The following is a 14,230-nucleotide window of genomic DNA, read 5'->3' as shown; positions in this document are numbered from 1 at the left end:
AATTTGATTACGTTAAAGAATAATTTACTTTATTTACTAAATAAGGACTTTCGGTGCGGGTACTAAGAATTATTATTAACTCAATATAAAAAATATTCTGAAAACTAATTGTAATTCTACTTAAAGTAATTATAATCAAATATAGAATAGATGAGAGGAATGATCTTCATGAAAAGTAAAATTATGGCCAGTGCTCTAGCCCTAACACTTGGAGCATCTGTCGTATTAAGTGGTAGCCCACTCTCTGCTAAGGCGGAAATAGGTAAAGAAAAGAAATACATAGTTATTTTCAAGGATCAAGCAAAGTTGCCAACAGATTTCGATAGTGAAATTTTAAAAGCTGGAGGTCAAATTGAAGCAAAATTGGACAAGTTAGGTGCGGTTGAGGTCGTTTCTACTAATCCAAACTTTCTATCTCAAATTAAAAAATCGAGCACCGTTCTAGACGCAGGAATTCAAAACATTGTGCAGCCTGATTCTGCTGCAATCGAAGCTGAGGCACTCGTGACCAATTCTGGTCCTTCTGCAGATTTGTACAATAGTTTACAATGGGACATAAAGCAAGTGACAAATAACGGAGCGTCTTGGAACCTTCCTGGAGGCACTGGAAAGTCAGTAGATGGAAATGACATCGTAGTGGGAGTTATTGATACAGGTATCGATTATACGCATCCTGATCTAAAAGATAACTATGCTTACGGCAAATCATTTGTACCAGGATATCCGGATGCGATGGACCAAAATTCTCACGGTACACACGTTGCAGGATCGATTGCAGCTAAAGGTCGTACGATGGGTGTAGGGCCTGATTTGAAAGTAGCAGCTTATCGAGTATTCGGTCCTACAGGCGGAGCGGAAACATCTCATATCGCGGAAGCATTGATGACAGCAGCAGACGACAATGTGGATGTTGTAAACATGTCTCTTGGCGGCTATGATTGGTTCCAAAATCCAGATTATGCGACAAAAGATACGGTAGCGGATGTTCGTTTGTTTAACCGGGCCATTCAATACGCGATTAAAAAAGGTGTAACAGTAGTAGGATCTGCTGGAAACAATGCATTAGATATCAGTTCTCCAGGGAAATTATCAGGAGATGATAATGGTGCAACTCACCGTAGTCCTAGCAGCCAATCAATGATAAGAGTTTCTGCTGGTGGACAACTTAAGAATCTAGCATTCTACTCTAACTATGGAGTAGGTAAGATTGATGTAATTGCACCAGGTGGTGACCTTGGTCCAAACTATGATCCAACAACTGGGACCGGACGAGACAATACGTACCTCTGCGTAGCTACTGTTCCTGGTGGATATGGTTATAAAGCAGGAACATCTATGGCAGCTCCAAAAACTGCAGCTCTTGCAGGAGTAATTATCGCACAGCACGGTAAAGATAACCTTTCGCCATCACAAGTCAAACACATTATCCAATCTTCTTCTGACGATATTTTTAAACGTGGTTATGATGGTGAAGCAGGATTTGGTTTAATTAATGCGGTTAATGCTTTGAAATAAAATAGATTTATGAAAAATGGAGCTATCCCAATAGTTCCGTTTTTCTTTTTGTTTAGGAAATACTAATGAATCTGTGAGTTGAGGTAAGAATGAAAACGTTCAGTTTGTTGTTACTAGATTTGGATGACACTTTGTTAAAAAATGCTTCATGGTTTGATGATGGATTCACTCATTTCATAGCGAATCATCCACTTACCAATCATTTAAATGGGTCAACGCTCTTAGAATTATTTAAACAACCACCAAGATTTTTAATAGAAAAGTTGATATCTAATGAGTACAGTCCATCAAGCATTTAAGCGAGCAAGATGGGAATATGTACTGAAGCATTTTAACGTATCAATGGATATGGAATCATTAGATGGTTTGGACAATCATTTTCATAAAACGAGCATGGATTTTATAACAGTTGACGATGCAATAACGAGTTTAGTAATCGATTTAAGTAGAAAATTCGAGCTAGGTATTGTAACGAATGGTCTATATGATCCAAAACAAAAGTTATTTAATATGGGAATAGGAGAAATTTTTAGTGACGACAAAGTTTTTCACGCAGAGCAATTAGGTTATCGAAAACCTGACCCTCTAATCTATTACAAAGCGCTAGAATATTTTAATAGAGAACCGAGTGAGACATTATTTATTGGGGATTCATGGACACATGACGTAATCGCTCCGATGGAAATAGGTATGGAAGCCATTTGGGTAAATGATAAAAATGTATTGCCGCCAACTTCACATAAGCCATTTGCGATTGTTTCTGATATAGCGGAGATTCGAAATGTTTTGTTAGGTAAATCAGTGTAAACGGAGATTAAGGAAACAATCAAAAATGTATTTATTAAGTAAAGAATCTCAGAGCTTAAATTCTATGCCAAGAGATTAAAGGTTTTACAAAAAAATATGTACATTTAGTCGATTATACAGATTCTTGATCGTCGTATGAATAAATACAAAAAATTTGAGTAATCGAGGAGAGATGACGATGATATTTTTATGTATGGGCTATTATAGCCCAGAAAAAATGGATGCACGTCCAAGTGCAGAGATTGAAGCTATTATGAGTGAATGTCAGCCGCATATAGAGAACTTTTATAATAGCGGTGAGGTTTTACTTGATGCGGGACTTGAAACAGAAACCAAAAGCTTACACCGAACGGCCGGTAGGGTAATCGTTACAGACGGACCATTTACAGAAACAAAAGAACTGATAGGAAGCATTTTCATGTTTGAAGCAGAAAATATGGATGAGGCGATCAAACTTGCTTCTTTACATCCAACTACACAAGTTAACAGAGGGGAAGAGTTTGGTTGGCGTATAGAAGTTCGTCCTGTGCATTACTTGAAAAATGAACTCAAGTGAGGTTGTATTCTTCATCATATTAAGCTATTTTTAGATGAGGAAGAAATTTTGGAAGTTGAGATAGGAAACATGCGACAATATTAGTAAGGTTTATTTCAGCTAACTAAGGTATAGTATATAGGTTAAAAAGAATTTCGTTTTAGATAACAAAAGTAGGTGAACATAGTGGGGAAATATCAACTAGATAACAAAAGTAAGGTAGCTGTATCAAAGTTTCATGAAAAACAGACACCTGCTCGATTTGATAAAAAGGAGCATCTTGAAAAACTACGCGTGGAGTTTTTGAAAAAGAAGCAAAAACAAACAGATAAATAATGGATAAAAACATAGGAAGATGAAATGCTTCCTATGTTTTTTCTTTTCCGAACCAAGTGGCTATATATCTTACAGTAAAATCATAAATGGAAAAGACATTGTTAAATAAACAGCATTTAAAGATTCATTTTATACTGCAGCGGTGTACAACCTACCACAGCCACAAAATTCCGGTGAAACTGACTAGGGTTGTTAAACCCCACTTCATAACACACATCCAAAATGGAGCGATTGGTGTTGGTAAGTAGTTCTTTAGCTCGCTCGATCCTTGTTCGTATCACATATTGGTGAGGAGAGAAATTTGTATAGCTCTTGAAACTCCTCATAAAGTGATACTTACTTTGCTTCGCAATTGCTGCAAGTGCATCTACAGAAATAGCTTCATGATAGTTCGTATGTATAAACTCCAGTACATGTAAGATTGAATGCTGAGAAATAGTGGGTAAATGATGTTTGTATTCAGCTGAATGACTTCCTCTAAATATCGATGTAAAAAACTGAAAAGCCTCGTTTTCAATGTCCTTCACTACGGTATCTTCATGGCTATGAAAGAGGTAACGGTCAAACCAGGTTTTCACCTGCTTTTTTATTGCTACTGAAGAGATTGTTTGTTGCTCATTAAATGAGATCTCTACGTTTAAGTTTTCATTATTCCATGCGTTTAAAGACTCACGTTCTAATCCAATCAAGAACATCGAAGAAGGGCGATCGAACTGATGAGAATGACGAGACAAAGGATTCGTTATCAGTGCTTCACCTTCATGTAAAGTTAACGTTTTTTGATTAAGCTCTGTAATCATCTGTCCTGTAAGCGGCACAGAGATCTGGTACACATCATCATGAGAATGGGGTTTATCTCCCCAATGTGTGCCCTCTATGTATAGAATTTTGATATGATCAAGCTTAAGATGAAACCCCAACAACTCCACTTCCTTCCTTTCTCTATACTATCAAAAGTTGCGGTAAGAAGTAGCAGAAAATGCAATGAATGTGGTTCTACTTCTATTCATAATGAAGTAAAGGAAGGATTTTTATGAGTTTTAAGTCAAGGTGCTATTTGGTTTACGGTTTTGCACCAGCAGGGACAAGAGCAATTGAGGCCAATGCATCGTTAAATAATTGGATTAGTAATAAGAAGTTAGGTAAGATCATCTACCACGAACATTTTGCAACCAAGCCACTAGGTGGATTCGCGGTATTTGAAGTGAATGAACAGCGTGAACTTGACGCACTTCGTAGTGAACCTCTATCTGAAGATTCACATCTGAAGGGATGGACCTTAAGTTATCATCCTCTCACACACAGTACGAATACAGATAAGTTTATCTATCAAACTCAATACACTTTATCATCCTACCGGGATGTGAAGATGGATTACCAGTTAGAGAGCAAAGAATAGGTTTAACAAACAGAGCATGTTACAACTTGCTCTGTTTGTTCGTTATGTACTTCACAATGGTATTTTTCAGTTTGTTAGCTCTATTAGACATTGATGAATTATAATAAAAATACACATACGTAGGGGGGGATTATTCCATGGTTACTAAAGACGCTCCCGCATTAAAAGAAGAGCGGTTTGATCACAATGACGTCTTAGGATTAATTGAGCTCTCTTCATCGGTTGGATGGGACTATGATGAAGGAGAAATCAATACGATTCTATTATCAGGCAATATCTATGGCCATAAAAACCCTAAAGGAAAAATCGTTTCAAGTGCAGCCATCATACCCTATGATACGAACCTAGCATCAATAGGAATGGTAATCGTTCATCCGAATATAGAGGTCTAGGATTAGGTAAACAAGTTACTATAACTTGTATGGATAGTGTTTCAAAAGACACATCTATTATGCTGATTTCAACAGAAGAAGGGAAACCCTTGTATGAAAAGTTAGGCTTTAGAAGGGTAGATGTAGTACATAAGTTTTTATGTGAGAATTTTATACATAACCCGTTTGATTGTCTTGCTAAATTTACGTTAGAACACTTTCAAGCTGATGATTTTCAAAAGGTAAGGGAACTAGACGCTGCTGCTTTTGGTGATCAAAGAAGTATATTTCTGCTTAACCGAATTAAACAATCAAAACAATGTATGGTTGTAAAAAATAAGTATAATGAGAATGTGGGTTTTGGCCTGTCAATACAAGGTTCAATGAATCTCATAATAGGGCCGATTGTTGCACCCGATCATAAAATAGCAGTAACTTTAGTTAATGCTTTAGCTTTTAATCACAGAGGGCATCTATGAATCGATGTACCTTCAAGTCATCCTAATTTTATGAAATTCTTAAATCAATGTGGGTTTGTAAAAGTAAATGAGCCTCCCATCATGTTGGAGAACTCAGCCATAATGCCTAGTAGAAATCAAGAATTGTACGGGATTGCTGCTCAAGTTTTTGGATGAACCAGTAAATCCTTAGCTAATATCATTAATATTAATAGCTTCGCTTAAAAAGTTTAGGATATTCTATAACAAAACCATCCTTATCAACAATAATGGGAGACTCGAAGCTACCGCTTTTATAGTGAAATGTGCGATTCTCTTCGTCATGGATCAGGGTATACATCTGCTTAACCTTTTTAAAAGAAAGATCATTTGCGGATACATATACCATCTGAAATACTGTAGGTTTATCTGCTGTCCATGTTAAACGATTAATAGGCAAGGAATTTGTGAAAGGTGTACAAGAGATATCAATATCAATCGCACCTCTTAAACTATGAATCTCCAAACCATTGTTATCAAACCAACATCCATCTTCTTTGGAAGAAAGGGATAAAGTTTTATTGAGAGTGTGGTTCATGATATACAGATCCTTAACCACCCAATTTGAATCGAACTTGACACTGTAAGTAACTTTTTGTGGAACACCTTCCTCTAAAAAAAGAACCGTACTTTCGGCTCGGATAGTTTTATCAACATACGATAGTTCGAGATATTCAGATCCTGAAGTTTCTTGCTTTTCCCAGAACAAAACCTGTTTAGACATAAGTATTACCTCCGATTTAGGTTGTAGATTTATACGTGTTACTCCCAGGAAGACTTTTGATCGTATTCCAAGCGTGAATCGCATCTCTTCGGGTCTTTCCATTATTATTCGGATCAGCGAAAAAATCACGCGTGAACTGGTTGTATTCAAACTGAGATCCGATTTCTTTTTTATATGTAGGGTCTTTTCTTCGTACTTCTTCCTCATGCCAAGCCTTTTCTACATCCCGATATGTCAGTCCAACATTCTCTCTAATGAAGTTTTGAATATACGTAGAAAAATGGAAGTTTGGGATGATGGTTTTAAAAAAACTTCTAACTTCTTGACTGCACCGATGATTAGCAGTTATAACGGTATCCAAGCTGAGTTCTATACACGACTCGTTTTTAACTTTTGTTTTCCTTGTTGGTTGTAAGATTTCTCCTGTTTCCAGGTACGTCTCTACTCTATTACTGATCTCAACCTTTGGTCCTGCAGTACTTAATCCTTCAGTCCTACAGAACGTCTGAAGTTCTTCTTTCAACCAATAATATTCTTTAAAACTCTTAATACTAATCTGTTTTGTTAGGTCCGGTCTCAAACGGTTAGCCTCCTTTTATCATAATTATAGAACGTTCGTTCTTTAATTTCCATAAGTTAGCAAGAAATGTTAAGTTTTTAAAACCACATCTCGCTAAGATAAAAATACATAAAAAAGGTGGGATCAATATGGATTATCAAGAAGTGGTAAAGAAATCATTCGTATTAATTGGATATGGTGCAGCAGGAAAATGGGAAGGGGATTGGGTCTATCCAATCCCTAGTTTGTGGGACCGGGCTGCTTCGTTTATTGGTGAAGAGGGGGTAGACAAAATCGTAGGCGTTTGTCTACCGCCAAGAAATGATCATTATTTCTATATTTGTGGTATCGAGTTGGATTCAGTCGACTTTAATAAGATAGGAGAAGATATGGTTCTCCATACGTTTCCAGAACAGAAGTATGTGGTGTTTACGCATAGAGGAAATACCGACCAAATACCTGCTACCTATGGTAAGATATGGAGAGAATTTGATAGGAAAGGGTATAGAATAAAAGCGGGCATGCCTGAGATCGAAAGTGTTAGAACAGATTTATTTGGTAAAGAAGAGAGTAATGAATATGAGATGGAAATCTGGATACCTGTTGAATAAAGTGACATCGACCAAAGGGACAAGGAGGAATTTTCACTCTTCTTGTCCTATTTATATATAGGTAACTTACGTTTACAACGAATGAAATTATGGAGGATACAAATGAAAGCAGTCATACAAACAGAATTTGGTGATCCAAGTGTACTTAAATATGAAGATGTGGACGTACCGAAGATCGGTAAGCATGAAGTCTTAATAAAAGTTGCTTACACGAGCGTAAATTATGCAGATATAAAAAAACGAATAGGAAACAAAGGGAGAGGTCCTTTTCCTTTAATGCTTGGATTGGATGCTGCAGGTACGATCGAAGAAGCTCCTAAGAATTCCATCTTTTCAAAAGGAGACCGTGTGATCGCTTTTCCTAAAGGTGGTTCCTATGCGGAATTTGTAGTAGCTAACGAACAACTCGTTTATAAGATTCCAGATACTTTACCTTTGGATAAGGCAGCAACTATGCCAACTGTGTCTATTCTAAGCTATATCCTTCTTCATGAGATTGGACAAGTTAAGAAAACGGATACGATTGTTATACATAGTGCTGCTGGTGGTGTGGGCTCGATGCTTCTCCAGTTAGCAAAATTAGCTGGAGTTCAAAAAATAATCGGTACCGTTGGAAATTCAAACAAAGAGAACTATGTAAAAAGACTTGGTGCTGATGTGGTCTGTACGTACGAAACATTTGCAGAGGACGTTTTATCACAAACAGCTAATTTAGGTGCTACTGTTATCTTTGATTCAGTGGCTGGCGAAATAACGAGTAGGAGTATAGATTGTTTAGCTCTATATGGCACACTTGTGCAATTTGGGAATAGCAGTGGTAAAGCGGGTAATTTCAAAACAAGCGATGTTCATAGTAGTTGTAGGAATGTAAAAGGTTTCAGTTTAGGTACAACAAGAAAATATGATCCAGCACGATTAGCACCAGTCGCCGACATAGTATTGGACTTGTTTGCTTCTAAAAAGATTACCCTTCCTATAGCTAATATTTTCGATTTAAGTGATGTAATACAAGCTCATAGATTAATCGAAAGCCGAAAGTACGAAGGGAAAGTTTTGATTAAGATTTAATTAGATTGGCTTACCTCTGCAAAACGAGTAAGTAACCACCCCAGTTGGACCAAGGTGGTTACTTCTTTTTATATAGAAATCATCTTCTTATTCAGCAAGCTTCATCTCATGCCTCTGTTTTAATTCTCCAGGTCGAATCCATGTCACATTTCCTTCGAGTTCAATATGACTCTTCAAGTTGTCTTGAATCGATTTTATATGTTCAACCATTGTCATCACTGTCATTTCAAGTTCCATGAGATGGTTTTGTTGTTCCATCGTCATCTCAGACGATCCTTCCGTTTTTATGCTCAATTGTTCAGTAAGATTCAATACGTGCTGCATACTCTCGATCAGACGTTGGTTTTCAACTTCCACTTCGGTTGAATTCTGTTTAAGCTCATCTGACTGTTGAGAGAGGGTGTTGATACTGGCGATCACGCCATCGAAAATATCGATCATATGCAGGCTTTTTGTTTTTCCATCTTCTATGATAGAAACGTTGTTTTCATGCGATTGCTCTTGCGTCTTAATACTACCGTTTACAGCTTTAATGATGGTGTTAATCGTTTCTGCACTCTCTTTGACTTGTACGGATAGTTTCCGAATTTCATCTGCAACCACTCCGAAGCCTGCACCATGAACACCCGCTCGTGCTGCTTCAATGGAAGCGTTCAGTGCAAGGAGGTTTGTTTGCGTGGAGATGTACTCAATCGCGCTTAGAGCTTCTGTAACTTTTTTCATCTTTTGAAGCAGTTCTTGGTTATAGTCTCCAAATTCTTTCGTGATGGTGATGATCTTGGAAAAAACGACGCTAAAATCATCTACCTTTTGTTTACCTACGTTAGAAAGCTCAGTTACATCTTTGGTCGTGACGTTGGTAACCTCAATGATTGCATCAAGATTTTGAATCATCCCATTGATCCTTCCGAGTTGGTCGCCAAAATAGGTGATAAGCTCATGTTGTTTTTGTATATCTCCTACCATTTCGATCAACTGTCCACTTACCATCTCTGAAGATCCATTAACCTGACCATTTATCGCATTCAGATGTTCACTATGCGCCTCCAAGTGACGAAGTTCTTCAAGTGATTCAATGATCGTTGAAGAAGGAGTAGAATCTTCATTTAGTCTCTCCGTTTCAAGAGCCGTGCTCTTATTGTTCTTCTTGACTATAAACCATGAGGCAACTGTAATCACAACAAGGGTTCCTATGAAAGAAAGAAGAAAAGAATCTACGTAATGTTGATACAGAGATAGAAGTATGGACACTAGTAAAGCAGAAATGATTAACATCAGGTTCTTCTTATTATTCATCTTCACTTTCATATAGCCATGCTCCTTTTTTGCAGGATGCGTTGTAGTTTAAAAGCAAATGGTAGGCCAATCGCATACACCATAATAATCTTTATGAGATTAAACGGAACGATAATGAGTAAGACCGCAGATTCAAAGTCTTTTACGAGCTGATTTGAACTTTTGAAGGCGCTCAGATATTGCTCCATATTTAGTCCTAAAAGTTTCATGATGGTTGGCAGAATAAAGTAGTAGTTAAGTGCAAACATGGCGATTAAAAATACACTGATTGAAACAACAAAGCTGATCCAGTTCAATTTTTTCTGATATTGATAAAAAATGCCGATCAGTCCAACGATGAGGGCTCCAGAAAAGAAGTTGGCAATCTGGTTGATGGGTAGACCGACATAGCTTCCGTGTGACAAATATTCAAGACCATTCTTGAAGAATTGAATTAGAACACCCACAACAGGTCCCATCATGATTGCTCCGACTAGTGCAGGAACATCACTGACATCTAGCGTGAGGAAGATCGGAAAAAACGGAAGTGGTACCTTAAACAGATATAAGACCATGCTAAACGCAGTTAAGATAGCGATCGAAGTCATTTTTTGAACTCGTGACATCATGTATTTCTCCTTTAATTCAAAATGAAAGGGCAGCCTATGGCTACCCTAGGAACTAACCCTTTACCGTGACTTTTATGTATGGTGCTAGTAGATTAGTAGCATGTTGGATCACACGTGGGCTTGAAGTTTTGACTCCTTTAAACTTACGACCTTCTTCAACCTCGTGTACGCCGAAGCCTTCCATATCATAAGCAACCATCATAGATTTAAACGTAGGACTATCGATGATCAGAAACCATTCACGCATCAACTCGCTGTTAGGTGGCAGTTCGATATAATTGATTCCATCTTTCGAATCCATCACAGCATCATTTTCACCAAAGATATGAACGTTTGAATACTCCGTCATAGCTTGGAATCGGTCGAGTACGTTCTTCGCACGAGAAAACTTTTGAAAACCTGCATAGACATTACCTTTAAGCTTCTTTGTTAACACGATGTTTTCCATCATTAGACACATGTACTCTAGTTGAGGAACCTTCGTCTCATATTTTAAAGATTGTGCGTTTAGCTGACTCAATGGCGAATTATCCAACTTTTGAACATTTCCTTCTACCTGACCAAAACATTCGTTGAACAGTGATAATTTTTTTAATTCCATAGCAATTGCCCCCTGTTTTTCATTATCTTGATATAGTAAAAAAGTACTAGTGGTAAGGTAAAAATATACAGCCCTGTATGTTGAGGCTGTTTTAAAGTGTATTTACGCTAATCATACGATGTCTACATGTTTTTATTCGTTACCTTAGTAAAGTACCAAAGTTTATATACCACTTCTAAAACAATTTGAAACCTCATTTTCCAAAAAATAATAAAAAATTTTGAGGATGATCGGATTGAATGGTAGAAGCAATTATAATGAACCGGGAAAATTAAGTTACAATCGTTGAAAAAATGTTCAATAAGTAAAATGAACTATGGGAAGTTTTTCTGTAAATATAAAGGCTCATTTTCCTGGATATGTATTGACACTTTTTAAGTTTAGATTTTATAATCCATACTAACCTTATAAATTTACTTCTTTATCAAGAGCAGGTGGAGGGACAAGCCCTATGAAACCCGGCAACCGGTCGATTTGTCGACACGGTGCTAATTCTTGCAGCTATAAAGCTGAGAGATAAGGAAGAGGATCATTTAATTTATTTTCAGAGCCTCTTTCTTAACGAAAGGGGCTTTTTTTGTTGAAAAGAAAGGAGGTATTTAGAGATAAAGGCTGTAGAAATAATAATAACAAGGAGAATGAGGATGAAAAGACCATTATTATCGACGTTACTTAGTGTATCGTTATTGGCAGGAACACTTCCTGCTACACATGTATTAGCAGAAGGGGATAAAGCGCCTGTACGAAAGCACAGTCTGTTCAACTCAGAAAAGTATGACTACATAACGTTTGATTCGCTAAAAGATAAATTAACTCAATTTGAAAAAACAAGTAAACGGATTGATCTTCGTGTAACAGGAAAATCGTCCACTGGAAAAAATCTTTACACAGTCACGATAGGTGATAATGAGTCAAAGAGATCTGCTGAGAAATATAAAACGTTGCGTAAACTTATGAGTGATGATCCTAAGAAAGCGCAGAACTATTTAAAAGTTAACCCTGATGTAAAAGCACCTATACTCATTCATGCATCCATTCACGGCACAGAGTTCGTTGGTACGGATGCTGTGATTAAACTAATTGAGCGTTTTGGTTTTGAAAATGACAAGGAAACGAAAGAAATCTTAAAGAATTTCACATTAATTATTAATGTTAATGCAAATCCAGACGGACGAATAGACGCAACGAGGTTCAATGCAGAGGGCATCGATCTAAACCGAGATTTTGTTACTCAATCTCAGCCTGAGACAAAGGCTGTAGTCAAACAAATCGTAGAGTACAACCCGCTCGTACTTCTTGATCTTCATGGTTATGTGAAACAAAGAGGAGTAGCAAAACATCCAGGGCTCATTCTGCCGGGAACGCCTCCACATAACCCGAATTATGAATATGATTTATTATATAATTGGATGAACCAACAAGCAGAAGCGATGGAATCAGAACTCGTGAGTGAAAGAAAAAACTATGAATCTGAGCTCTATCAATCGATGGAGGGAACGCATATTCCACTACGAGACTCAGCTTCTGGATGGGATGTGTATCCACCGATATACACACCAGCTTATGCGATGCTTCATGGTGGTTATGGATATACACTTGAAGCACCGACAAACGATTGGGATGGGGTGAAGTGGCAAGTCGATGCCGTTACAGGAGCACTCAAGTTTGCGCTTCAAAATAAACAAGGTATGCTTCATGACCAAATTGAAGTCTTTGACCGAGGTGTAAGTGGAGAACACCCAAACAATTCAAAAGAATTTTATCCAGAGGCTTATGTGATACCTGAAAATAAAGAAGATAATTCAACTGTAAAAAAAGCAGTTCAGCATCTAATAAATAACGATGTTCAAGTAGATAGAAGTGAACAACCATTTTTTGTGAATGGAAAGAAATACGATAAAGGGTCATACATCGTAGATCTGGATCAAGCGAAAGCTGGACTTGCGAACACTTTCCTTTGGGATGGTGAAGACATTTCAGACGATATTGATGCAATGTATGATATTTCGGCTTGGAACCTTCCTGAATTATGGGGGTTTGACGCAGTAGAAACGAATGAAGAAATAAAGGTAAAATCCACTCAAGTTAAAAAAGTAGAACAAGATGGGAAACTAAAGGGGAAGGGACCGTACTTTGTTTCTAATAACTCTGTAGATGCAGTAGAACTAGTTAACGCTCTTATTAAACGAGGAGTTTCTGTTAAGCGCGATACAAAAGGAAATTTCTATATTGAAGGGAATAAAGAGCAAGTAAAAAAAGAGGTTAAGAAATCGAGTCTTACTCTTGTATCAAAAAGAACTCCAGATGATGCGGTTGCTCTCAAAAGAGTAAGGGTAGCGATTCTAAAAGATGGTGGATTAGGGAAAGTTCAATCACATGCAGGAACAAAACTAGCATTAGAACGATTAGGTTTTGATGTTACGGAAGTGCATCCGAAAGATGTAGCTCAAAGAGGTTTAAATCGTTATGATGCATTTGTATATAGCGGTTCAGCAAGTTTGATCTCATATAAATTGAGTGAAGCTAATAAAGAGTTTGGTCTTTCTAATGAAGAAGAAGTACAAGCTTTTTATCATAAGCTAAAAGAATTTGTAAGCCAAAATGGTAAGTTCGTTGCTATAGGTGCGGGTGGTTCTCAAATAGCGAAAACAGCTGGACTCACAGATGTAGAAATCCATAAAGGATTTTCAAGTGCAAACGGAATCGTTCATATTGCTTATGAAGACTCACCAGTAACTAGAGGATATAAGGATGAGGACACAGGTTTTGTGTATAGTCCTGTATGGTACACGCATACAGACAATGTGAATGTGGCTGCAACGTTTGCTAACCGTGATGACTTCTTTGTTGCAGGACATTGGAAGGATCGTAAACCTGCTCAAGGACAGGCTGTCATTATACAAGAAAGAAGCAAATCGGTCACGTTGATCGGAATTGAAGCTGGATTTAGAAATCATACAGATTACTTATTCCGCTTGATATCGAATAGTCTTTATTAATTCAAAATAAAGGTAACGTTTATCATTAATTCCTAGTTGACTGATATGTATTGTTGGTTTAAAATGGATATAGATTAGCTGATCGGTAAACTGAAGGCTCATACCTGAACAGGTGTGAGCTTTTGTAGTAAAAAAATATTTTTGTTTTCTTCTTATCAAGAGAGGTGGAGGGACTGGCCTTATGAAACCTCAGCAACAGATTCATTTACTGAATACTGTGCTAAATCCATCAAGCCAATTGCTTGGAAGATAGGAAGAGGTGGCTACACAAGCAAACCTCTTCTTAATTTGAAGGGGTTTTTTT

At 37.3% G+C, this 14,230-nt stretch carries 15 protein-coding genes, 1 pseudogene and 2 riboswitches; of the genes and pseudogenes, 10 read left to right on the top strand and 6 right to left on the bottom strand.

The window, feature by feature from the left end:
• Nucleotides 1-168: 168 nt before the first annotated feature.
• From ABE65_RS11275 to ABE65_RS22055, 4 genes are all read left to right on the top strand, one after another.
• Complete coding sequence (locus ABE65_RS11275; protein ID WP_156499163.1) at nucleotides 169-1,515, top strand: S8 family serine peptidase; 1,347 nt, start codon at nucleotides 169-171, stop codon at nucleotides 1,513-1,515.
• Nucleotides 1,516-1,788: 273 nt separating this feature from the next.
• Nucleotides 1,789-2,322 (top strand): HAD family hydrolase, encoded by a 534-nt coding sequence (locus ABE65_RS11270; protein WP_066394845.1) that lies wholly within the window; start codon nucleotides 1,789-1,791, stop codon nucleotides 2,320-2,322.
• Between the two features lie 178 nt (nucleotides 2,323-2,500).
• Nucleotides 2,501-2,878: a YciI family protein gene (locus tag ABE65_RS11265; protein WP_066394843.1), complete on the top strand. Its 378-nt coding sequence runs from the start codon at nucleotides 2,501-2,503 to the stop codon at nucleotides 2,876-2,878.
• A 165-nt stretch (nucleotides 2,879-3,043) separates the two neighbouring features.
• Complete coding sequence (locus tag ABE65_RS22055; protein WP_197480294.1) at nucleotides 3,044-3,193, top strand: hypothetical protein; 150 nt, start codon at nucleotides 3,044-3,046, stop codon at nucleotides 3,191-3,193.
• 116 nt (nucleotides 3,194-3,309) lie between these two features.
• Here the strand turns inward: ABE65_RS22055 and ABE65_RS11260 are convergent, their stop codons facing one another.
• On the bottom strand, nucleotides 3,310-4,113 hold the full coding sequence (locus tag ABE65_RS11260; RefSeq protein WP_066394841.1) for a helix-turn-helix domain-containing protein: 804 nt from the start codon (nucleotides 4,111-4,113) through the stop codon (nucleotides 3,310-3,312).
• Nucleotides 4,114-4,226: 113 nt separating this feature from the next.
• On the opposite strand from ABE65_RS11260, the gene ABE65_RS11255 reads away from it, so the two are divergent.
• The 3 genes and pseudogenes from ABE65_RS11255 (at nucleotide 4,227) to ABE65_RS11250 (ending at nucleotide 5,598) form a co-directional block, all read left to right on the top strand.
• Entirely contained in the window at nucleotides 4,227-4,592 is a 366-nt protein-coding gene (locus ABE65_RS11255) for a hypothetical protein (protein ID WP_066394839.1), read from the top strand.
• Nucleotides 4,593-4,729: 137 nt separating this feature from the next.
• Entirely contained in the window at nucleotides 4,730-4,984 is a 255-nt protein-coding gene (locus tag ABE65_RS22365) for a hypothetical protein (protein ID WP_330998107.1), read from the top strand.
• Nucleotides 4,985-5,013: 29 nt separating this feature from the next.
• Nucleotides 5,014-5,598: pseudogene (locus ABE65_RS11250) on the top strand (GNAT family N-acetyltransferase).
• Nucleotides 5,599-5,629: 31 nt separating this feature from the next.
• Here ABE65_RS11250 and ABE65_RS11245 read toward each other — a convergent pair.
• Complete coding sequence (locus ABE65_RS11245; RefSeq protein ID WP_066394835.1) at nucleotides 5,630-6,184, bottom strand: putative glycolipid-binding domain-containing protein; 555 nt, start codon at nucleotides 6,182-6,184, stop codon at nucleotides 5,630-5,632.
• A 16-nt stretch (nucleotides 6,185-6,200) separates the two neighbouring features.
• Nucleotides 6,201-6,764: a DUF6434 domain-containing protein gene (locus ABE65_RS11240; RefSeq protein WP_066394833.1), complete on the bottom strand. Its 564-nt coding sequence runs from the start codon at nucleotides 6,762-6,764 to the stop codon at nucleotides 6,201-6,203.
• Nucleotides 6,765-6,892: 128 nt separating this feature from the next.
• On the opposite strand from ABE65_RS11240, the gene ABE65_RS11235 reads away from it, so the two are divergent.
• Together ABE65_RS11235 and ABE65_RS11230 are read left to right on the top strand one after the other, a co-directional pair.
• The gene (locus ABE65_RS11235) at nucleotides 6,893-7,354 is read left to right on the top strand and encodes a GyrI-like domain-containing protein (RefSeq protein WP_066394832.1); all 462 of its coding nucleotides are present in this window, start codon (nucleotides 6,893-6,895) and stop codon (nucleotides 7,352-7,354) included.
• Nucleotides 7,355-7,456: 102 nt separating this feature from the next.
• Nucleotides 7,457-8,422, top strand: coding sequence for a quinone oxidoreductase family protein (locus tag ABE65_RS11230; RefSeq protein WP_066394830.1), 966 nt, complete (start codon nucleotides 7,457-7,459; stop codon nucleotides 8,420-8,422).
• A gap of 87 nt (nucleotides 8,423-8,509) precedes the next feature.
• On the opposite strand, the gene ABE65_RS11225 is transcribed toward ABE65_RS11230, so the two are convergent.
• From ABE65_RS11225 to ABE65_RS11215, 3 genes are read right to left on the bottom strand one after another with little or no spacing between them, the layout of a single operon-like run.
• A complete protein-coding gene (locus ABE65_RS11225; protein ID WP_066394827.1) occupies nucleotides 8,510-9,730 on the bottom strand; it encodes a methyl-accepting chemotaxis protein in 1,221 nt (406 codons plus the stop codon).
• Entirely contained in the window at nucleotides 9,727-10,326 is a 600-nt protein-coding gene (locus ABE65_RS11220; RefSeq protein ID WP_231887789.1) for an ECF transporter S component, read from the bottom strand. Before ABE65_RS11220 ends, ABE65_RS11225 begins: the two co-directional genes overlap by 4 nt.
• Before the next feature lie 52 nt (nucleotides 10,327-10,378).
• Entirely contained in the window at nucleotides 10,379-10,927 is a 549-nt protein-coding gene (locus tag ABE65_RS11215) for a DICT sensory domain-containing protein (RefSeq protein WP_066394825.1), read from the bottom strand.
• Nucleotides 10,928-11,345: 418 nt separating this feature from the next.
• Nucleotides 11,346-11,450, top strand: a riboswitch (SAM riboswitch).
• Between the two features lie 121 nt (nucleotides 11,451-11,571).
• Here ABE65_RS11215 and ABE65_RS11210 point away from each other — a divergent pair.
• On the top strand, nucleotides 11,572-13,926 hold the full coding sequence (locus ABE65_RS11210; RefSeq protein WP_066394822.1) for a M14 family zinc carboxypeptidase: 2,355 nt from the start codon (nucleotides 11,572-11,574) through the stop codon (nucleotides 13,924-13,926).
• A 149-nt stretch (nucleotides 13,927-14,075) separates the two neighbouring features.
• Nucleotides 14,076-14,182: riboswitch (SAM riboswitch) on the top strand.
• The last annotated feature ends 48 nt before the right edge of the window (nucleotides 14,183-14,230 follow it).

Origin of the sequence: Fictibacillus phosphorivorans (genome assembly GCF_001629705.1) — a bacterium.
Classification (GTDB): domain Bacteria; phylum Bacillota; class Bacilli; order Bacillales; family Fictibacillaceae; genus Fictibacillus; species Fictibacillus phosphorivorans_A.
Note: the sequence above shows the minus strand (reverse complement) of the source record. Positions and strands in the feature narration are given on the sequence as shown.